22 protein-coding genes are annotated in these 20,858 nt (G+C 61.9%); 10 read left to right on the forward strand and 12 right to left on the reverse strand.

Annotation, left to right across the window (positions count from 1 at the left end; translation table 11 throughout):
• Positions 1-11 precede the first annotated feature (11 nt).
• The 7 genes from R8871_RS04445 to nac form a co-directional block, all read right to left on the reverse strand.
• Entirely contained in the window at positions 12-779 is a 768-nt protein-coding gene (locus tag R8871_RS04445) for a LamB/YcsF family protein (protein WP_175049226.1), read from the reverse strand.
• Positions 780-863: 84 nt separating this feature from the next.
• Positions 864-1,334 (reverse strand): acetyl-CoA carboxylase biotin carboxyl carrier protein, encoded by a 471-nt coding sequence (locus tag R8871_RS04450; RefSeq protein ID WP_175049227.1) that lies wholly within the window; start codon positions 1,332-1,334, stop codon positions 864-866.
• A gap of 3 nt (positions 1,335-1,337) precedes the next feature.
• Positions 1,338-2,345, reverse strand: a complete 1,008-nt coding sequence (locus tag R8871_RS04455) for a 5-oxoprolinase subunit C family protein (RefSeq protein WP_175049228.1) — start codon at positions 2,343-2,345, stop codon at positions 1,338-1,340.
• A complete protein-coding gene (pxpB, locus tag R8871_RS04460) occupies positions 2,342-3,013 on the reverse strand; it encodes a 5-oxoprolinase subunit PxpB (RefSeq protein WP_246287474.1) in 672 nt (223 codons plus the stop codon). Before pxpB ends, R8871_RS04455 begins: the two co-directional genes overlap by 4 nt.
• 83 nt (positions 3,014-3,096) lie before the next feature.
• The gene (accC, locus tag R8871_RS04465) at positions 3,097-4,449 is read right to left on the reverse strand and encodes an acetyl-CoA carboxylase biotin carboxylase subunit (protein ID WP_175049230.1); all 1,353 of its coding nucleotides are present in this window, start codon (positions 4,447-4,449) and stop codon (positions 3,097-3,099) included.
• 6 nt (positions 4,450-4,455) lie between these two features.
• Positions 4,456-4,953, reverse strand: a complete 498-nt coding sequence (locus R8871_RS04470) for an acetyl-CoA carboxylase biotin carboxyl carrier protein (protein ID WP_175049231.1) — start codon at positions 4,951-4,953, stop codon at positions 4,456-4,458.
• Positions 4,954-5,177: 224 nt separating this feature from the next.
• A complete protein-coding gene (nac, locus tag R8871_RS04475; protein ID WP_054033557.1) occupies positions 5,178-6,104 on the reverse strand; it encodes a nitrogen assimilation transcriptional regulator NAC in 927 nt (308 codons plus the stop codon).
• Between the two features lie 275 nt (positions 6,105-6,379).
• Between nac and R8871_RS04480 the strand changes: the two genes are divergently transcribed.
• The 3 genes from R8871_RS04480 (at position 6,380) to R8871_RS04490 (ending at position 10,108) form a co-directional block, all read left to right on the forward strand.
• Positions 6,380-7,588, forward strand: a complete 1,209-nt coding sequence (locus R8871_RS04480) for an aspartate transaminase (protein ID WP_175049232.1) — start codon at positions 6,380-6,382, stop codon at positions 7,586-7,588.
• 123 nt (positions 7,589-7,711) lie between these two features.
• Positions 7,712-8,824 (forward strand): porin, encoded by a 1,113-nt coding sequence (locus R8871_RS04485; RefSeq protein WP_246287376.1) that lies wholly within the window; start codon positions 7,712-7,714, stop codon positions 8,822-8,824.
• Between the two features lie 249 nt (positions 8,825-9,073).
• Positions 9,074-10,108, forward strand: coding sequence for an L-idonate 5-dehydrogenase (locus R8871_RS04490; protein ID WP_175049234.1), 1,035 nt, complete (start codon positions 9,074-9,076; stop codon positions 10,106-10,108).
• A gap of 119 nt (positions 10,109-10,227) precedes the next feature.
• On the opposite strand, the gene R8871_RS04495 is transcribed toward R8871_RS04490, so the two are convergent.
• Positions 10,228-10,896 (reverse strand): RraA family protein, encoded by a 669-nt coding sequence (locus R8871_RS04495; protein ID WP_175049235.1) that lies wholly within the window; start codon positions 10,894-10,896, stop codon positions 10,228-10,230.
• 272 nt (positions 10,897-11,168) lie between these two features.
• On the opposite strand from R8871_RS04495, the gene R8871_RS04500 reads away from it, so the two are divergent.
• Entirely contained in the window at positions 11,169-11,552 is a 384-nt protein-coding gene (locus R8871_RS04500; protein WP_175049236.1) for a hypothetical protein, read from the forward strand.
• A gap of 119 nt (positions 11,553-11,671) precedes the next feature.
• On the opposite strand, the gene R8871_RS04505 is transcribed toward R8871_RS04500, so the two are convergent.
• Positions 11,672-12,607, reverse strand: coding sequence for a LysR family transcriptional regulator (locus tag R8871_RS04505; protein WP_175049237.1), 936 nt, complete (start codon positions 12,605-12,607; stop codon positions 11,672-11,674).
• Positions 12,608-12,723: 116 nt separating this feature from the next.
• Here R8871_RS04505 and R8871_RS04510 point away from each other — a divergent pair, with 116 nt between their 5' ends.
• Positions 12,724-13,581, forward strand: a complete 858-nt coding sequence (locus tag R8871_RS04510) for an oxidoreductase (RefSeq protein ID WP_175049238.1) — start codon at positions 12,724-12,726, stop codon at positions 13,579-13,581.
• Between the two features lie 182 nt (positions 13,582-13,763).
• Complete coding sequence (locus tag R8871_RS04515) at positions 13,764-15,452, forward strand: hypothetical protein (RefSeq protein WP_175049239.1); 1,689 nt, start codon at positions 13,764-13,766, stop codon at positions 15,450-15,452.
• A gap of 83 nt (positions 15,453-15,535) precedes the next feature.
• On the opposite strand, the gene R8871_RS04520 is transcribed toward R8871_RS04515, so the two are convergent.
• A complete protein-coding gene (locus tag R8871_RS04520) occupies positions 15,536-16,558 on the reverse strand; it encodes an aldo/keto reductase (protein ID WP_175049240.1) in 1,023 nt (340 codons plus the stop codon).
• A gap of 112 nt (positions 16,559-16,670) precedes the next feature.
• Between R8871_RS04520 and R8871_RS04525 the strand changes: the two genes are divergently transcribed.
• Positions 16,671-17,582 (forward strand): LysR family transcriptional regulator, encoded by a 912-nt coding sequence (locus R8871_RS04525; protein WP_175049241.1) that lies wholly within the window; start codon positions 16,671-16,673, stop codon positions 17,580-17,582.
• A gap of 85 nt (positions 17,583-17,667) precedes the next feature.
• On the opposite strand, the gene R8871_RS04530 is transcribed toward R8871_RS04525, so the two are convergent.
• Positions 17,668-18,000 (reverse strand): DUF2322 family protein, encoded by a 333-nt coding sequence (locus R8871_RS04530; RefSeq protein WP_172177735.1) that lies wholly within the window; start codon positions 17,998-18,000, stop codon positions 17,668-17,670.
• A 220-nt stretch (positions 18,001-18,220) separates the two neighbouring features.
• Between R8871_RS04530 and R8871_RS04535 the strand changes: the two genes are divergently transcribed.
• Complete coding sequence (locus R8871_RS04535; protein ID WP_175049242.1) at positions 18,221-18,682, forward strand: TerB family tellurite resistance protein; 462 nt, start codon at positions 18,221-18,223, stop codon at positions 18,680-18,682.
• Here R8871_RS04535 and R8871_RS04540 read toward each other — a convergent pair.
• Positions 18,655-19,536, reverse strand: coding sequence for a LysR family transcriptional regulator (locus R8871_RS04540; protein WP_175049243.1), 882 nt, complete (start codon positions 19,534-19,536; stop codon positions 18,655-18,657). The genes R8871_RS04535 and R8871_RS04540 overlap by 28 nt on opposite strands.
• A 121-nt stretch (positions 19,537-19,657) precedes the next feature.
• Between R8871_RS04540 and R8871_RS04545 the strand changes: the two genes are divergently transcribed.
• Together R8871_RS04545 and R8871_RS04550 are read left to right on the forward strand one after the other, a co-directional pair.
• A complete protein-coding gene (locus R8871_RS04545; RefSeq protein ID WP_175049244.1) occupies positions 19,658-20,410 on the forward strand; it encodes a TerC family protein in 753 nt (250 codons plus the stop codon).
• A gap of 37 nt (positions 20,411-20,447) precedes the next feature.
• Positions 20,448-20,765 (forward strand): TFIIB-type zinc ribbon-containing protein, encoded by a 318-nt coding sequence (locus R8871_RS04550; RefSeq protein WP_175049245.1) that lies wholly within the window; start codon positions 20,448-20,450, stop codon positions 20,763-20,765.
• Positions 20,766-20,858 lie beyond the last annotated feature (93 nt).

Here is a 20,858-nt window from a genome sequence, read left to right on the forward strand (position 1 = left end):
GGCCGGCGCGCCTAGCGTACGAGCTTCGACACCGGCACGACGCGTCCACCCGCGGATTCGATCACGCCGCGCACCGTGCGCGCGAGTTCGACGGCGCCGGGCGTATCGCCATGCAGCAGGATCGATTGGACCGCGATCTTAAGCGTGTTGCCCGTGATCGTCGTGATCGTGCCGTCTTCGAGCAACTGCTTGACGCGCGCCAGGACGGCCGCGCGGTCCTTGATAACCGCGCCTTCCAGCTTGCGCGACACGAGCGCGCCCTGATCGTCGTAGGCACGGTCGGCGAGAAACGTGTTGGCCGTGCGCATTCCGATGTGATCGGCGGCCCGTTCGATTTCCGTGTTCGTCGAGACGCTGATGATCAGATCGCGATCGAATTCGGCGAGCGCCCGCACCAGCGGCTCGGCCAGTTCATACGATGCCGCAGCCATGTTGCCCAGCGCGCCGTGAAAGCTCATGTGCGTGACGCGATGTCCGGCCCGCTTCGCGATGCCCGCAAGCGCGCCCATCTGGTACACCACGTAATTCGCCAGTTCAAGCGGGTCCGCCTGAATCTGCCGGCGGCCGAAGCCCATCATGTCGGGAAAGCCGACATGCGCGCCAACGTCGATCTGTCGCGCCAGGGCCATCCGCACTGTCTTGTCCATGATGACGGGGTCGCCCGCGTGATAGCCGCATGCGACGTTGGCGGACGAGACGATATCGAGCATCGCTTCGTCTTCGCCCATTTGATAGGGTCCAAAGCCTTCGCCCAGGTCCGCGTTCAGGTCGATTTCCACTATCCACTCTCCATTCTTTAAGCGGTCTGTGCCGGGCTATCCGCAGCGGACCACACCGGCTCAGTGTCTATCTATCGATATGGGCTACGCCGACGGCGAGAGTTCGAGCAAGGGCGTTCCGTAACCGACCGTTGCGCCATGCGCGACACACAAGCGCATAACCATGCCATCCGCCGACGCGACCACAGGCACGCACAATTGCGCAATCTGCAGCAAGCCGACTATGTCGCCCGGTTTGACGTAATCGCCCGCGTTGGCCAATGGCGTGGAGCGCGCCGGATGCGTCGACAGAAAGATGCCGGCCGACTTTGCGGTGATGCTGACGGACTGCGTCTGCGCAGTGTCCGCTGCGCGCGCGAGTCCGCTGGGAACCATATGCGAAACCGCCTGCACCGGCGCCGGTGCATCCGCACCGATCGAGTAAGGCGCCCGCTCCATCGTCAACCGGACCGTCGCCCCGGGCTTGCTGATTTCGATGAACTCGATATCGACTTCTGCCAGCCACGACGTGATTTGCCGCAGTTCGCCGATATCCACTTCGATTTTTTGTGTCATGTGTCAGTGTCGGGAAGGGCAAAACAGTGCAACGAGATTGCGCACCCTGACGAGATAACTGTCCAGTTCTTCCAGCGCCGTGACGGCTTGCGCGTACGTCGTCTGAACAAAGCGAATCTTCGTACCAATTCGCGCTTGCGCGAGCCGCCACAAGTCGGCTTCGATCACGGTGCCGATCTTCGGATAGCCACCCGAGGGCTGCGCATCGCGCAACTGAATGATCGGCTGTCCGCTATGCGGCACCTGGATCACGCCCGGCACGATGCCATGCGAGCGCTTTTCGATCGAATGCGTCGCGACCAGGGTCGGACCAGCGAGGCGATATCCATAGCGATCGCTCTGCGGCGTCACTTTCCACCCGTCGCGCCAGAACGCTTCGAGCGATTCCGGCTCGTAGCAGTCGTATTCCGCGGCGGGCAGCACGCGCACCACGGTTTCGCCTGCGTCTGCTGCGGGCAGGGATAAGGGCGCCGGCAGCGAGTACTCCGGCGGCACCGTGCCGAAACCCGCAGCGAGCACAGCATCTTGCGGCACGACGCGCTCGGCGAGACCCACTGCCTTCACCACATCGCCCTTCTGCAATTGACGACCGTTGAAGCCGCCAAACTGCCCGCGCAATTGCGTGCTGCGCGAGCCGAGCACGACCGGTACGTCCACGCCACCCGCGAGCGACAGGTAACAGCGCGTGCCCGTGGTCGGCACGCCGATCGTCAGCACGTCGCCCTGTTTGGCATGCACGGTCCACCACGGCAGCACCGGCCGGTCGCCTAAGCGCGCTGAACAGTCGGCACCGGTGATGGCGAACGAAAGATCTTCAAGGAAGCGAATGCGGAAAGGAAACATCGGAATTTCGATGCCGGCCGCGTCGTCCGGATTACCGAGCAACAGGTTGCCGACCGCGAGCGCCAGGCGGTCCATCGCGCCGGCCGTTCCAACGCCGTAGCGCAGATAGCCTTCACGCCCCTGGTCCTGCACCGTCGCGAGCGCGGACGAAGACAAGATCTCGATCATGGAACAATCCTCTCGACGCGAAAACGGATCATGTCGCCCGGTGCAAGCGTGGCCGGGTTATCGCGCGTGGGGTCGAAGAACGACATCGACGTATGACCGATCGTGTTCCAGCCGCTCGGTCCCGTCGAGGCCGAGACTCCGGTCTGCACTCCGCCGATCGACACTGCGCCGCCAGGCAAACCCAGCACGGGCACTTTGCGCCGTGGTGTGGCGATACGCGGATCCATGCCGCCCAGATAGCAGTACCCTGGATGGCTGCCGAGCGCATAGACCGTGTAGAGCGGCGCGCAGTGCAATTGCACGACCTCGTCGACAGACAGGCCGGTGTGATTCACCACGTCCTGCAGATGCGGACCGAACTCGCCGCCGTATTCCACCGGCAAGTCCACCACCCTCCCTTCAATCTGCAACTCGCCCGCAGCGGCCCATGCGTCGCGCAACGCGGCGCCAAGCGAGTCAGGGTCTGCGGGCGGCGTGGAAAACGTCAGCATCAGATTGGTCACGCCGGGCACCGCTTCACGTACGCCCGGCCATGATTCGACCTCGCGGGCGAGTGTCCAGATGCGGCGCTGCGCATGCAGATCGAGCGCGCCCGGTGCTTCGAACAGCATGGCCGTGGTACCTAGCATGCTGATACAAAGCGCCTGCTCCGATTCATCCTGTTTCATTGCAAGGACAGTCCTCTGTGAATCCGGACGCAGCCGTTCGACTACATCCCCGTGCGCAATCGACGCATGCTCAACAGTCAGCGTCATGTCTGTTTCCTCTTTGCGAGCCAACGCTCCAGATGATGAATATCGACACCGCCCTCACTGAACCCTTCGTCCTCGAGCATGGCCTGATGCAATGGCACGTTGGTGCGAATGCCTTCGATGCGCATCTCCGAGAGCGCGATGCGCATGCGCGCCAACGCCTCTTCACGGGTTGCACCGTGGGTGATCACCTTGGCGATCAGCGAGTCGTAATACGGCGGCACGACTGCGCCGCCACTCATATGCGAGTCCACCCGCACGCCGTTGCCGCCCGGCAGTTCCCAGACGGAAATTTTCCCGGGACAAGGAGCGAAGGTGAACGGGTCCTCGGCGTTGATCCGGCATTCCAGCGAATGGCCGAGCGTGCGAATGTCCGACTGACGAATCGTCAACGCGTGCCCCTGCGCGATCCGGATCTGTTCCCGCACGATGTCGATACCCGAGGTCATTTCCGTCACGGGATGCTCGACCTGCAGCCGCGTATTCATTTCGATGAAGTAGAACTGGCCGTTCTCAAACAGGAATTCGAAGGTGCCCGCGCCGCGGTAATTCGTCTGCCGGCAGGCCTCGACGCAGCGCTCGCCGACTTGCCGGATCAGTTCCGGGTCGATGCCGGGTGCAGGCGCCTCTTCCAGGACCTTCTGATGCCGCCGTTGCAGCGAACAGTCGCGCGAGCCGAGCCACAGGGCATTGCCGTACGTATCGCACAAGACCTGAATTTCGACGTGGCGCGGATGCTCGAGAAACTTCTCGACGTAGAGTTCGGGTTTGCCGAAGGCGCGGCGTGCTTCTTCACGCGTGACAGAAACCGCCTCGAGCAACTGCTCGGGGCCAGGCACGACGCGCATGCCTCGTCCACCACCGCCACCCGCCGCCTTGACGATCACCGGATAGCCGATCTCCTGGGCGACCCGCAGAATCTCCGTGGGATCGTCCGGCAAACCGCCGTCCGGGCCCGGCACACAGGGCACGCCGGCCGCGCGCATGGCCCGTTTGGCGGCGACCTTGTCGCCCATCGTTCGGATGGAGTCAGGCTCGGGGCCGATGAAGGCCATGCCGGCGGCTTCGACCTGCGCCGCAAAATCCGCGTTTTCCGAGAGGAAGCCGTAGCCGGGGTGAATCGCCTGCGCGCCGCTCACGTGCGCCGCGAACAGAATCGCGGCACGGTTCAGATAACTTTGCCCCGGCGCGGCGGGACCGATGCACAGCGCCTCGTCGGCAAGCCGCACATAGCGCGCGTCAGCGTCGGCCTCGGAATGGACCGCGACGGTTTTCAGACCGAGTTCACGGCAGGCGCGCTGGATTCGAAGCGCGATCTCGCCGCGGTTGGCAATCAGTACTTTGTTGAACATGATCGATCAGCCGATCCGGAACAGCGGCTGCCCGGACTCCACTTCGCTGCCCGGAGCGACAAGAATCTCCAGAACGGCGCCGCTGAGTTCAGACTCGATCGCGCTGAACATCTTCATTGCCTCGATCGTGCAGAGCACCTGCCCTTCCTTGATCGTGTCGCCGGCATTCACGAAGGGCGCCTCGCCCGGCGCCGGTGTCAGATGAACGACGCCGAACATGGGCGCACGAACGAGTTGCGGCTCACTGGCGATTGCAGGGGCGGCCTGAAGGGTGTCGACAGATTGCGCAGACTCGGCGAGCGGTGATTGAGCCCCTTGGCTCCCTTGCGTGCCCGAAGTGGACGTCACGGCTACATGGTCATCGCTCGAAGGCGCCTCAGCCCGCTTGCCGCGTCGTTTCGCCTTCACAAGCTTGACCCGTTCGTCGCCCTCGATAACTTCGAGCTTGGCCAGCGGAGAGTCCGCCAACAGGTCGATAAGCGCCTTAATCTTCTGGAGATCCATCTTTGAGTCCGTAGCCGGTTGGACGCGCGCCGGTCGATTGGCGTGCGCGAAGCACCGCTGGGGCTGTACGGCAACCGGATTCAATCTTCGGTTGCCCCGCCCGCGTGACGGCTAGCCTCGTCGCGCCGGCTCACTGCGAACCGGGGCGATCGACGATGGACTCAATGTATCCGGCGCATAAAAAATGCGCCAAGACGGTTTGGCTTTGTAGCGATAAGGCGCGCTTATGTATCGGCGCCGGACTCGAAACGCACGTCGAGCGCAAGATCGCCGGCCAGTTCCAGCAAGATATCCTTGACGGCCGCGGCGGGCTCGGAAAGCGGCAAATGGTCGGACAGACAGACCGAAAGCGGGATCTTGATGACGGGTGAAACGATCCGGCATTGCACGACGTCGCCCGCCGCCGCCACGACCCGTGCGGTGGAATCGGGCAGGATGGTCGCACCGATCCCGGCGCTTACGGCGGCCGACAACGTCGACGCGGATTCGATTTCGGCCACGACCTTGGGGATCATCTGCACGCGCGCGAAACCTTCGTCGACGTACTTGCGCAGATAGTTATAGGGACGCGGCAACAGCAAAGGCACGTCGCGCAACGCCGTCACGGCGATCTGCTCCTGCGTGATTCCCATGCTGCGGGGCGCCACGAGGAACAGTTCCTCGTTCATCAGAAGCTGGAACGACAGGCCGTGGACGGGCTTGTCGCCATACAGCACGGCCATGTCCATACGCCCGTTCATGATCAGCTCGCTCAACGTCGTGCCGAAATTCTCGTTGATGTAGAGCAGGATGTCCGGATGGCGGGCGCGCACGGTCCGCAACAGCGGCAGCGACAGCGCCGACGCGCCGGTGCCAGGCGCGAGCCCCACCGAAACCTGGCCTGACAGCGTCTGGCCGGCGCTCTTCACGTCGGCCTGAGCCTGTTCGTACTGGCGCAGGATCAACTGGGCGTGGCGATACAGCGTGGCGCCCGCCTCAGTGGCCGTGACGCCCCGCTTGGTGCGCACGAGCAGCTGCTGCTGGAACTCGTCTTCGAGCGTGATCAACTGCTGGCTCAGCGCCGGCTGGGCGATGTGAAGCACCTCGGCGGCCTGCGTCAGGCTGCCGATATCGACGATCTTCACGAAGTACTTCAAACGCCGCAGGTTCACGGTAGTCGCGTCTCAACGTTAAGTGATGGCAACAATGATAGGGCAAGCGCCGCGCCGCGCACAGTGCTTAAAAAAACCTCGCTCGCGCTTCTGCAACGCTAAAAGCGTGGCCTGTCAGCGTATTCCCGCATGGACCCCTACGGGTAAATGCCGGACGCGCACGTGTAGCTTCACGTCATAAGTGGATGTTATTGCGCCAGCGGAAAGACGTCTTGGCTTGAACTTTTTCGCGCGCTTAAGGTGAAGCCTCATCAAATGCCGTTGAGGAGGCAAGTGTGAGTGCATCGCGAATTGCCGCGCGCGTCCAGCGAATCAAACCTTCGCCGAGCAGCGCCGCGGCCGACCGGGCCGCGGAATTGCGGCGGCAGGGGAAAACCATCGTCAACCTCGTGGTCGGCGAACCCGATTTCGACACGCCCGCGCACATTCGCCAGGCCGCCTTCGACGCGATGGAACGCGGCGAAACGCGCTATACGCAAACCGCGGGCACGCCGGCGCTGCGCGCCGCCATCGCGGCGAAACTGCAACGCGAGAACGGTCTTTCGTACGATCCCAAACACATCATCGTGACGTGCGGCGCCAAACACGCGATCTTCAACGCGCTCGCCATCACCGTTGAAGCCGGCGATGAAGTCCTGATTCCCGCGCCTTACTGGGTGTCCTACCCGGACATGGTGCTCGCCTGCGACGGCGTTCCGGTCGTCGTGCCCTGCACCGAAGCAGACAGCTTCAAGCTCACCCCCGCTACCCTCGAAGCGGCGATTACGCCTCGCACGCGCTGGCTGATCATCAATTCGCCGACCAATCCCACCGGCGCAACATACAGCGCCGCCGAACTGCGCGCGTTGGCGGACGTGCTGTTGCGTCACCCGCAGGTGCTGGTGATGATGGACGACATCTACGAACACATCCGCTTCGAAGGCGAGGCATCAGAGCACCTCCTGTCGATTGAACCCGAACTCAGCTCGCGCACCCTGGTCGTCAACGGCGTGTCCAAGACCTACGCGATGACAGGCTGGCGCATCGGCTACGCCGCCGGCCCCGCCGACCTGATCGCGGCCATGGACACACTCCAGTCCCAATCCACCAGCAACGCCAGTTCGATCAGCCAGGCCGCGGCGCTCGCGGCGCTGAACGGCGACCAGACATTCGTGCAGCAATCGGTGCGGACCTATAAGGAACGCCGCGACCACGCACTCGAAGCCCTTAACGCGATTCCCGGCCTCAGTTGCAAAACGCCGGGCGGCGCTTTCTATCTGTATGTCAATTGCGGCGGCATGCTCGGCCGCACCACGCCGCAAGGCAAGCGCATCGAGGGCGACGTGGATGTCGTTCTGTACCTGCTCGAACACGCCGGCGTCGCACTGGTTGCAGGATCCGCCTATGGCGTTTCACCTTTCTTCCGGATGTCGATCGCGACAGGCATCGACATCATCGATGAGGGCTGCAGGAAGATTGCCGCCGCGGTCGCCGCACTGAACTGAGAGTACGGCGACGACGCGAATATGTCGCGCCGTCGCTTTGTAAAAAAGACATGCCGCGCCGATAGGACGTGGCAGTCGGTTTGGAGTTTTCCATTTTTCGTCAATCTGCAAGGGGATCTACTCGTGAAAAAGCATACATTAGGCATACTAACTGGATTAGGACTGGCAGTTTCTGGGATCGCGCACGCGCAGTCGAGCGTCACCCTGTACGGCATCATCGACGAAGCGGTGCGCTACGACACCCACCAGAACAAATCCGGCGGGAAGCTTTTCACGATGGGTAGCGGCGGCGAGATTCAGGGTAGCCGCTGGGGCTTGCAGGGCACCGAGGATCTCGGTGGCGGCTTGTCCGCGATCTTCCAGCTCGAAGGCGGCTTTACACCGAATACCGGCGTGACGCAGCAATCCACGCCGTCCGGCACCGCCCGCCTGTTCGGCCGCACCGCGCTGGTGGGCCTGAGCAGCACGTCCTACGGCACGTTGACGATGGGCCGGCAATACACGCTGGTGCATGAAATGGGCTGGACGCACGATATCTATGCGTTCGCCAATTACACCGGCACCGTCGGCTTTCAGGGCGCCGGTCTGACTGGCGGCGGCCGTCTGGACAATTCCGTGCGATATACCTCGCCGACGCTTGCCGGTTTTACCCTCAAGGGCTCGTATACGTTTGGCGGTGTGGCGGGAAATACTCACCAGAACTCGTCGCCGGCAGTCAGCCTTTCTTACGACCACGGCCCCTTGAGCGTTGGCGCCGCCTATCAGATCGTCAACGACATTGGCGGTCTGACGCCTGCGACCAGCACCTATGGCAGCACGTACTTCGGCGTGACGATTCCGGACAGCTCGCAAAAAATCTTCACCGCGGGCGCAACGTATAAGTTCGGCGCGGCGAAGGTGTTCGGCTCGTATATCTACAGCCACGTCTATCCGGCCGACTATCGCAACGACTCCTTCTCCACTGCGGTCCAGTACTTCATCACGCCGGGACTCGTGCTCGATCTGCCGTTCTACATCGACTTCGTTCATCACGCGGGCCAGAGCGGCACGCGCATCACGACCGGTCCGACGCTCGATTATTTCCTCAGCAAGCGCACCGACGTCTATGTCGGCGTGGACTATAACCACCTGACCGGCGCATGGACGACCCTCGCCGCCGCCTCCGGCTCGAACCAGCCGTTCTATGGCTTCAACTCGCTGTTCGAAGCGACGATCGGTCTGCGTCACAAGTTCTAAGGTTTGCAGTCTGGCACGTCTGCCCGGTGTCGCCCGACGCCGGCAGACCTCTCCGAAGGCCGAACGGCATCGGGATACGAAGTTTTGTCCCGATCGTCAGCCATGTCGTCGAGAACATGACCTGGGCGCTCGAATGAGCATCCATAAGCGTCGACTATCGGCCCAGACAACTTTGATCTTTGTCGACTGGGCCTTGAGAGGCTACCGTATAGCGTGCTGATCCCGCATTCACCGTTATAGGCCCTCACCATGCATGCACTTGTCATTCACGCCCCACTCGATCTGCGCATCGAGGACGTTCCCACGCCTGAACCGGAAGCCAACCAGTTGCTCGTACGGGTTCGGGCAGGCGGCATCTGCGGTTCGGATCTCCACTACTTCAACCATGGCGGTTTCGGCACGATCCGGATCAAGGAACCCATGGTGCTCGGCCATGAAGTCTCGGGAGCCGTCGCGCGTGTGGGATCTGGCGTGACGGATATGCCGGTCGGCACGCGGATCTCCATCAGCCCGAGCCGGCCGTGTGGCCTGTGTCAATACTGTCAGCAAGGGCTGCAGAACCACTGTCTGGATATGCGCTACTACGGCAGCGCCATGCGCACGCCGCACGTGCAGGGCGCATTCCGGCAGGAGATCGTGATCGACCGTTCACAGGCGCACGTCGTGGCGGACTCGTTGAGCGATGCCGAAGCCGCGATGGCCGAACCGCTCTCTGTCGCGCTTCACGCCGTTCGGCGCGCGGGTCCGTTGCTCGGCAAGCGGGTGCTCGTCACAGGATGTGGACCAATCGGCGCGTTGATCGTGGCGGCCGCGCGCCGAGCCGGTGCGGCGATGATCGTGGCAACCGACGTGAATACGCTGCCGCTCGACAGCGCGAAAAAGGTCGGCGCCGACCTCGCGTTCAACATCGCGGAGACGCCGGACGCGCTCCAGCCGTTCGCCGTCGACAAGGGCAGCTTCGACGTTCTGTTCGAAGCGAGCGGCAACGCGGCGGCATTACGTGGTGCGTTCGACGTGCTCAAGCCGCGTGGCGTGATCGTCCAGGTGGGCCTCGGTGGCGACATCTCGTTGCCGATCAATGTGATCGTCGCGAAGGAATTCGATCTGCGCGGCGCGTTCCGCTTTCACGAAGAATTCGCCATTGCGGTCGAACTGCTGAACAAGGGATTGATCGACGTGAAGCCCTTGATCTCGGGCATTTTCCCGTATCAGGATTCGGTCAAGGCGTTCCAGACAGCAGGGGATCGTTCAAAATCGATGAAGGTGTTGGTGAGCTTCGATTGATTGCGCATGTGTGGCGACGATTGCGCGGCAAGCCGCGTTCGTCGCCATACATAAAGCACCCATAAAAAAGCCGACGTCGCGATGCAGACGTCGGCTTTTTCCTTCCCGTTGCGCGATGCTCAGTTATTGCATCGTGCTTCGAGCGCATCGATAAACGCGCGATTCCAGCGGCCTTCCTTCATCGCTCGCATCGTCTCAGCCTCGGCTTCCAGAACGGCCAGCGCTTTTTCGATGACAAGCTCGGCATCCTCCTGCGGAATGGCCAGCAAGCCGTCCTGATCGCCGACAACGATATCCCCCGGATTGACCACCATTCCGCCGACTGACACCGGCACATTGATTTCACCCGGACCGTCTTTGTACGGCCCACGGTGTGTGACCCCACGGGCGTAAACCGGGAAATCCCGATCGCGGATTTCCGCGACATCACGGATCGCGCCGTCGATGACCAGACCGACAACGCCTATGCTTGCCGCGTAGAAAGACAGAATGCCACCGACCACGGCGTTGTTGAGATCGCCACCTGCGTCCACGACCAGCACGTCGCCTGGACGGCAAAACTCCAGCGCACGCAGGTAAGTCAGGTTATCCCCGCCACGCGAGCGCACCGTGACTGCGGTGCCGGCCATCGTCTTCTTGCCGGGCCGCTGATACGGGTGCAGGCCCGCGCTGCCGATGTTGCGGTGCATGTTGTCGCTGAGCGCAGAGACGGGGATGTCACGCAATGCGCTAAGGATGGTATCGGCAGCCTGAGCCGCCGACGGGTTCTTCCTGATGGCTTTGTACATGGTCGATCTTCGCTTCCGGATGTAAAGGGAGCGGCTCATGCAGATCAGGAACGAGTAGGCACGACACCGCTGCAACACGGATATAACGGTATATCGCCCCCAAAGATCGCGCCAAGACGGGTTCGTTCTCGCGCGATAGGAAATGCTTATGAAACGCAGTTGCCGGGGGAAGGGGCGCTGAGATACGTCGAGGTCGACTCTCAACAGTCAGTCATAGGCAGCGAAAGCAGACTTTGGTTAACATCGCTCATTGCCCTTGGGATTTCACACCGATGCCCTCTTCCATCCGCAACTCGCTCGTCTGGATCTTCGATGCGTTCGAGCGCGACGCCACCTACATTCGCAAACGGATGTTCGGCAGCGACGCCGCGTATATCGACGGCCTGCTGCGCCTGATTGCCGCCGATCGCGACAAGCCGTGGAATGGCCTGCTGGTATGCACCTCGCAGGAGCGCCATGCCGCGCTCATTGAAGAAGTACCCGCTTTGCGGCCGCATCCGGTGCTTGGAAAATGGCTTTATGTGCCGCAGGACGATCCGGCATTTGAAACCACCGTCGAAACGATGACCGCGCTCGTGCTCGCGCGCGACCCGCGCATAGGTGTCGAGCCGAAGCCGCGCAAACGGAGCGGCAAATCCACGTTGCCGAAGACATGAAGCATCGCTGCCAGCCGCGTCGCCGTATGACGTCCGCGCGCTAACGGGCGGCCCGACGCTGCAGTAGGTTGCCCGCGTTCAGAGGCTTATCGACTCATCGAACCCGACACGCTCAACACTCAACGTGCCGCACGAAGCTCAGACGGCTCAAGATAGAAATTCCTGTTCCCTGCGAGGCGCTCGACCATAAAGTCGATAAACGCCCTCACGCGCAGCGGCTGCTCGGTTCGATGGCGATAGTAGACGTAGATGGCCTCACGCTGAGTGACATGCCTGACGAGCAGCGGAACAAGTTCGCCACGTTTGATAGGCAAGGTCGCCGAAAAGCTGCCGAGTTGACCGATTGCGAGGCCGGCCAACACGGCTTGAGTCTCCGCGTCCGTGTCATTGACACACACGCTAGCTGCGACGTCGCGATAGACGATCTCGTCATCGATCAGAAATTCCCACGGAGACTGCTTGCCGGTATTTGCCCGCCGATAGCCGGTGCAGCGGTGCCCGTCGAGCTCGTCGATGGTGCGTGGCGCGCCATAACGCTCGATATAGGCAGGCGACGCACAAACAATCAGTTGAATCGGCAACAGCCGTCTCGCGATCGTGCCGCCCGACGGCGGCGAACCACCGCGAAAACCCACGTCGGCGCGATCGCTGACGAGGTCGGTGAAGTGATCGTCGAACTGCACGTCCAGTTGCACGTTCGGGTGCAATTCGGCGAATTCGAGGAAATACGGCCACAGCACGGTGCGCGAGAACGCGCTTGGCGCGCTCACCCGCAGCGGCCCGGCGATCGCGTCTTTCGATCGCCGCGCGTCGTCGAGCGCCGACGACAGTATGGCCAACGCAGGTCGCACGCTGTCGAGAAGCCCCTGCCCCTCCTCGGTCAGGCTCAACTTGCGTGTGGTTCGGTGGAAAAGCCGAACTCCCAACTCCTTTTCCAGCTGCATGACCGCGTGGCTCGCGGCCTGCGGCGAGATGCCCTGATCCACGGCGGCCTTGCGCAGGCTTCCCAGCGCCGCGGCCCGGACGAATATCGTGATCGCGCGTACTTCGTTCATGGCCGCCCGAATTAGCAAATAAAAGTTGATTATCAGTCTACCAACCGAAGTCTAGTTTGTGCCAATCGACACTCCTATTATTCGTTCACTTTCACCCGAACCGTAGGAGAAACATCATGGCTAGCAACACGAACAATGGCTTCAAACGCGTCTGGCTCATCACCGGCGCAACGCGCGGCCTGGGCGCCCTTATCGCCGAGGCCGCTCTCGCTGACGGCAATGCGGTCGTTGCCACTGGCCGCAATATCGCAGCGATCACCGAACGCTTTGGTCACTCGGCGGCACTCCTTCCCGTCGCGCTGGACGTGACCGACGAAGCCCAGGCGAAGGCCGCGGTTCAAGCGGCAGTTGAACGGTTTGGCCGGATCGGCGTTCTGGTCAACAACGCGGGCTTCGGTTTGCTTGGCGCCATCGAGGAGTCGAGCGATGCCGATGTGCGTCGCATGTACGACACGAACGTATTCGGCTTGCTGAACATCACACGCGCCGTTCTGCCGGTGATGCGCACGCAGCGAGCCGGTCACATCATCAATATGTCGTCGATCGGCGGCTATCGGTCAGCCGCCGGGTTCGGCGCCTATTCTTCGACCAAGTTCGCCGTTGAAGGCCTGACTGAAGCATTGCACGCCGAGCTGAAGCCGCTCGGTATTCACGCAACGGTCGTGGAGCCCGGATACTTCCGCACGGACTTCCTCGACGCGTCATCGCTTGTGGTTGCCGGGAACGTGATTGCCGACTATGACGAGACGTCAGGAGAGGTTCGCCGCCGCGCGACCCACATGAATCACAACCAGCCGGGCAACCCGGAGAAGCTCGCGGCCGCCATGGTCCAATTGGTCGACGCACCAACGCCTCCGCTGCGGCTGCCGCTTGGCACCGACACGCTGAAGGCGATCGCTGAAAAGAATGCGTACGTCACGCAGGAAACCGAGACCTGGAAGACGCTGTCGGCGTCGACTGACTTTTCTGAATAAATGCTGACAGTATCCGCTTCCCGTTTGCATTGGCTAATGGGAAGCGGATAGGCCAATACACAATGGGGGTTTGCACCGAAGTCGCCGCCACTAATCCTTCATCATGCGTTGTTACGGTAATCGGGTTGTACGTGCCAGTCCGTCTGAAAAAGAACTTCTACTTCCCCACCCGGAACCTACAGATGAAAACGACTCCCGTCTGCAACGCGACACGCCGCCTGTCATTCCCCCGACCGGCTTCCACGGTAGCACTGGTGTTATGCGCCGCCGCCCTCAATGCACATGCCGAACAGTCCGATTTCCGCGGTGACAATCGCTTTGAGCCAGGCTTACTGGTTGTAAGTCGAAGCGTGTACGACAACCAGTCGAGCAACGTTCAGGTTGGCGCGGTCCTGCCGCCGAATTGCGGAGCCACTAAGGGTGGTTGTAGCGCGGCCACTGGCGCACCGAACGACGGCACCTATCCGTTTGTGTGGAACAACGACGGCTATGACGGCAGCTTCGGCATCACGTCGCGAATCTTTCTCGATCAGATCACGCCGTCAGGTGAGTGGGTCAGCTCGCTCGAAGTGCCCAACAGCTTGCAGAAAACGCCGCGACGTGACCAACTCGTCACCAGCTTCAGCTCCAAATCGGAACTCGGCCTGCACCTTTCGCTCGACGGCCAGTACCTGACTTTTATGGGTTATGTCGCGCCGGTGAATACGCTGGACGTCTCCAATTCGAACACGCCTGGCGCCGTCGATTCCACGAATCCGGTAGGGCAGAATTTCTATCGGGCCGTCGCGCGCGTCGACCGTGACGGGCACTTCCGCATCACCGAGACGAATGCATACAGCGGCAACAACGGCCGTTCGGCGATTCTGAATAACCGCGACGGCGAAGATTTTTTCTACACGGCCGGCAACGCGGGTAACGGCGCCAACCCTCAACCGGCCGGGGTGATCCTCGGCGCCGGCGCACAACTCATCGACGCCACGAAGAAGCACGAGGCGCAGCAGGACCCGGGCGCACCGACGCCGGTCGCCAGCTTCTCGGTCACTGAACTTGGCAAGCCGGCGGACAAGATCGGCAAGGACGACAACTTCCGTGGCATGACCGTATTCAACAATGTCCTCTACTTTACGAAGGGTAGCGGCAGCAACGGCGTGAACACGGTGTACTTTGTGGATACCACTGGAAACGCCTGCCCGTCTGGCACGGGTGTGCCGGCTGCCAATGCGGCATTGCCCAGCAAGGCGCTTGCTTACGACGCCACCACGGTCCAAACCAACGGACTGCCAAACAATATGTGCGTGCTAGCCGGTTTCCCGTCGACGCCCAACAAGACCGCGACGACGCTCTCCTATCCGTTTGGCCTCTGGTTCGCCAACGCAACGACGCTCTATGTCGCGGACGAGGGCGATGGCTACACGGGCGGCGCCGATCTTTACACGCATGCGGCCGCGCAGACTGGCGCCGGTTTGCAGAAGTGGGTGTATAACGCCGGCGCAAAAAAATGGACGCTCGCCTACACCTTGCAGGCCGGTCTGAACCTGGGCCAGCAATACACGGTCTCCGGATATCCGACCGGCTCCAACACGGCAACTGGACTGCCGTGGGCACCGGCGACGGATGGGCTGCGCAACCTGACCGGCCGCGTCGAACATGACGGCACAGTCACGCTCTGGGCAATGACGTCGACCATCAGCGGCAATGGCGATGTGGGCGCCGATCCGAACAAGCTGGTCGCCATTCGCGATCTGCTCGCGAATACGACGGTGTCCGGCGCCGCTCGCGAGAAATTCGTGGCGTTGCGAAGCGCGGGCTTTGGTGAGGTATTGCGCGGCGTCTCGTTCACGCCGGGTACTGATCAGGACCACCGTTTCTGACGCACTGACAACACGGTGAAACCACGCCGCGGCGCATTCAACCGCGCGCGTGGCTCAGCCGGATTGCACGCCCCCTCAACGCACTACGCAGCGTGGCCCTTACTTCCCTGTTCGCTGTCGAGATGCGCCATCTGCGCCGCTGCGTAACGTTCACCTGCGGCGGCCCCATGCGGCACCGCCTGCGCAATTGCTGCCAGATCCTCGGCGCTGAGCGCCACGTCAACCGCACCGAGTGCTTCGGCAAGACGATCACGGCGGCGCGCGCCAACGAGCGGCACGATATCGCTGCCTTGGGCCGCAACCCAGGCAATCGCGATCTGCGCAACCGAGACGCCTTTAGCATCGGCCACCTTGCGCAGCGCATCCACCAGCGCGAGATTGTGATCGACGTTGTCCCCCTGAAAACGCGGACTCATGGCGCGAAAATCGCCTTTCCCCGCAGCGTCCTTGCTCCAGTGACCGCTGATCAAACCGCGTGACAGCACGCCGTACGCCGTCACGCCGATGCCGAGTTCGCGGCACGTCGGCAGAATTTCGTCTTCAATGCCACGTGAAATCAGCGAGTACTCGATCTGCAGGTCGGCCACCGGGTGCACCGCTGCCGCACGGCGAATGGTCGTGGCGCCGACTTCGGACAAGCCGACGTGCCGCACATAGCCGGCTTTGATCATGTCGGCAATCGCCCCCACCGTGTCTTCGATAGGCACGTTGGGATCGAGCCGCGCAGGACGGTAGATGTCGATATGATCGACGCCCAGGCGCTGCAGCGAGTAGGCAAGAAAGTTTTTGACCGCTGCGGGGCGCGCATCGTAGAGCGACCAGCCACCTGCCGGGTCGCGCATGGCGCCGAATTTCACGCTGATGATCGCCGAATCGCGGCGTGACGGCGGCGCGCTTTTCAGGGCCTCGCCGATCAGGATTTCGTTGTGGCCGGAACCGTAGAAATCGCCGGTATCGAGCAGCGTGATGCCCGCTTCGAGCGCAGCGTGGATCGTTGCAATGCTTTCAGCACGGTCAGACGGACCGTACATGCCCGACATGCCCATGCAGCCAAGACCGATGGCGGAGCTTTGCGGACCCGTCTTACCCAGTTGAAGTTGCTTCATGATGTTCCTCGGTAGGTGCGCCGCAAGAAAGGCGCTTGCGCTGAAGTATCAGTCGATTTCCGGCGTGCGATAATCCATCTCAATCCGGATGACCCGTGCGGAAAAGCGAACAATGCAGGAACCTGACCTTTCCGATCTGAAAGCATTCGTCGCCGTCACACGGGCACGCGGGTTCCGCCATGCCGCACTGACTGGCGGCGTGTCAGCCTCATCGCTTAGCGAAGCGGTTCGACGGCTCGAACAACAACTTGGTGTCAGGCTGCTCAACCGCACGACGCGCAGCGTCACACCAACGGAAGCCGGGCAGCGTCTTTTTGAACGGCTCGCGCCGGCCTTCGGGGAAATCACCATCGCGCTCGATGCGGTGAATCTCTTTCGCGAGAGTCCCACTGGAACATTGAGATTAAACGTTCCGTCGATCGCGGCAAGAGAAATTCTGCCTGCCCTACTCTCCCGCTTCCTCGCCGCTCACCCTGGCATCACGGTGGATATCGGCACCAACGACACGTTCATCGACATCCTCGCGGCGGGCTTCGATGCCGGCATCCGATACGACGAACGCCTCGAGCGCGACATGATCGCCGTGCCGATTGGCCCGCGCGTTCAACATTTCGTTGCGGCGGCCTCGCCGTCCTACCTCGCGGCCCGCGGCACACCGCAACACCCGAGTGAACTGCTGAACCACGCGTGTATCGGACACCGCTTCGACAGCGGCGTGCTCGCGACATGGGAATTCAAGCGGGGCGACGACGTCGTGCGGATCGAGCCAAACGGACCGATGATCGCCTCCGTGATTGAACTGGAACGAGGCGCGGCCATCGCGGGACTTGGAATCGTCTATTCGTTCGATGAATTTCTGCGGCCGGCCATAGAGCAAGGCGCCCTCGTACCGGTGCTCGGTGAGTGGTGTCAAACCTTCACTGGACCGTTTCTGTACTACCCGAGCCGGACGCATATGCCGGCTCCGCTCCGGGCGTTCGTTGACTTTATTCTTGCCGGTGACGATTCAGGTAATCACTCATAGGCTGGGGCGCCACGGTGAACCGGCATGGGTTACGGCGCGGACCGGTGTCACAGGATCCACGCCACGCGGCACAACAGCGGCGCGCTTAGCCCGCTGCAACGACGTCGATGCGCAACGCTTCTCCACCGGCCACAATCGCGAGCAGATGGTCGACGTTCGGGTGTGCACCCGGACGGTTGCGCGCGTCGGCGGTATGTTCGGCGAACACTGCGAGGCCGTGTTCGGCTGCCTTGGCGTCCAGCGTGCCGAAGGCCTGCTGCAGATAGTTGTACACCGCCAGCGAGCCCTGCTTGCCCGGCTTGTTCTCGATGCTGGCCACCACAGCGCCCTTGCCGTCAAGCAGATCGATACGCTCGATACCGTCAATGGCGGGCAGTTGGGCGAGGTTGTCCTTGAACACGTTGCTCGGTTGAATCACTGAAAACACTCCTTCTATTCGGAAAAAATACGGCGAACCGTATCTTATCCGATAGGGTGTTTTGCATCGCGCCGAACCATGAGGCTTTGCACAGTCTGCTGCGGAAGGTTCGGTTTTTCCGAACCTTCGCTCCGGGATTAGCAGATTTATCAGTTCCCTAACCTGACGCAGACTGAGGCTCATCACCACTGCGGACATTGTCCGCGCCAGGAGCCCAAACATGCGTACCTATCCGCGCAACAGTCCTCAAGCCGCCGCCCGTATCGTCGCGCTGGCTCTCACTTCCGACGGACACGTCAGCAGTTCGGAAGAGCTCGCCCTCGAAAGCCTGGATATAGCGGGCCAACTCGGTCTCGCACCCGAGCAATTTGCGCAGATCGTGCAGACGCTGTGCGAGGATCAGTCCGTCGCGAACACACCGTTCGCGCCGCCGGTCGGCCAGCTCGGCGCGGCCCTGCTCACCACGTTGCTGGACGAGATCGACGACCCCGCGTTGCGTCGCAAGGTGATGCGCCTGTGTATCGCCGTCGCGATAGCGGACAACTATCTGGCGGATGGCGAAATTGCCTTGCTGGCTGCCGTGTTCAACGCATGGGGGCCCAAGCAAGACCAGACGGCAAGCCGGCACATTCCGTTGCCAGACACGCCGTACATTCACGCACGCCCGGCAGCCACCACCTGAGAAGCGAGCGCATGATGTTGCCCGCGTCGCGAGCGGATTGCGTGGATCTCTTCGACCACGCCTTCCGCTCGACCGAGCCAACGCAGTCCGCGCAGCAGCGCCACGTCCCCCGCGCCCAACTCCGCGAGCGGAAACACGCCGAGGCCACGCGCGGCGAACACCGCCATCAGCGCGCTGTCTTCGAACTCCCCAACAATCCGCGGCCGGATCCCTTCAGTTTCGAACCATCGGTCAAGCCGCGCACGCAACGCACCGTGCCCGGTGGGCAGGAGCACAGGCAGCTCGGCCAGGCATTGCGGAAAGCCGGTACGGGCAGACTTGCGAATGATCTCCGCGGGGCCATACCAGTCGACCGGCGAACCGACGAGGCGCTGGCTCACGACGCGCAAGTCCGCATTGTGCGGCGCAGGCTGGCACGCCAGCACGAGATCGAGCCGATGGAGCGCGAGCTCCGACAACAACTGCGCATGCTCGCCCTCATGGCAGAGCAGCCTGAGCGATGGCGTTTCGAGCACCGGCGCGAGCAACGCGTGCGCCGCCAGCTTCGAGATGCCGTCGGAGAGACCCACGGCAAGCCGGGCAACACGTTCGCCGCCCGTCTCACGCATCTCGTCGAGTAACGCCTCGCCGATCTGAAAAATCTGTTCCGCGCGATTGAAGGCCGTCTCGCCGGCTTCAGTCATTGTGACGCCGCGGCCTGCCGGTTTCAGCAATTGGCGGCCGATCGACTTCTCCAGTTCGCGCACCTGTGCGCTGATCGTCTGAACTGCCATGTCGAGACGCTCGGCCGCGCGCGCGAAGCCGCCCTCTTTCACGACGATCCAGAAATAGTAGAGATGGCGATAGTTAAGCATGTTGGCGACACTTCGAAAAAATCGATATGTCGATCAGATTATCACTGATTTATCCGAACCATGAAGACAGCGATGATGACGGCATACCGACGTTGCCTGTCACCCTTTGCTTACGGACCCCATGGACTCTTTACTCACACTCGCCGCCGACCCCGCCGCATGGGCTGCGCTCCTCACGCTGGTCGTGATGGAAATCGTGCTCGGCATCGACAATTTGATCTTCATCTCGATCCTCAGCAACAAGCTGCCGGAAGCACAGCGCGCTCGCGTGCAACGCATGGGCATCATGCTTGCGCTCGTGCTGCGGCTCGCCCTGCTCGGCACCGTCGCGTGGATTGCGCAACTGACCGCGCCCGCCGTGACGCTGTTCGGCCACGCGTTTTCATGGCGTGACCTGATCCTGCTCGGCGGCGGCCTGTTCCTGGTCTGGAAGGCAACGAGCGAAATTCGCCACCACGTTGTCCATGCGGAAGAAGTGCGCGATAAGGCGAGCACGACCGTGCAGTTGACCGCCATGGCTGCGATCGGACAGATCCTCGTGCTCGATATCGTGTTTTCGGTCGACAGCATCATCACTGCGGTTGGGATGACCGAGCACATGCCGATCATGTTCGTTGCCGTGATTGCTGCGGTCACCGTCATGCTGTTCGCCGCCAACCCGCTGTCGCGCTTCATCGATCGTAATCCGACCATCGTCATGCTCGCGCTCGGTTTCCTGCTCGTGATCGGCATGACGCTCATCGCAGAAGGTTTTGGTTCACACGTGCCGAAGGCTTACATCTATGCGGCTATGGCGTTCTCCGCCTTTGTCGAGGCACTGAACATGCTCGTGCGCCGGGCGAATTCGAAGCGGATGGTTAGCGCGGAGCAATAAGCGCTAGATGAATTTTTTACTCTCAAGGAGCATGGAAATGAAATGTCCCGTTTGCAAGACCACTGACTTGCTGATGACCGAGCGTCGCTCGATCGAAATCGACTACTGCCCGGTCTGCCGGGGTATATGGCTCGATCGCGGCGAACTCGACAAGCTGATTGCGCAAGACGCAGGGAACGATGACGCGCAGGCTAACGCCACCGCACGCACGAGCCGGGACAGCCGTTCGGATCGGGAACGGGAACGGCATAGCGACCATACGTACGACAACAACCGCACGTATGACAATCAGCGAACGGATTATCGGGGACACAAGAAGAAGCGCTCGCTTTTCGATATGTTCGATTTCGATTGAACGTGTCCGCGAATACGAGAACCAGGCAGCAGTTATCAGATCAAAGGCGCGCGCTGTTTTCAGCCGCGCCTTTTTCATTTTCCCCTCTGACGT

Source organism: Paraburkholderia sediminicola (genome assembly GCF_902859805.1).
Lineage (GTDB): Bacteria > Pseudomonadota > Gammaproteobacteria > Burkholderiales > Burkholderiaceae > Paraburkholderia > Paraburkholderia sediminicola.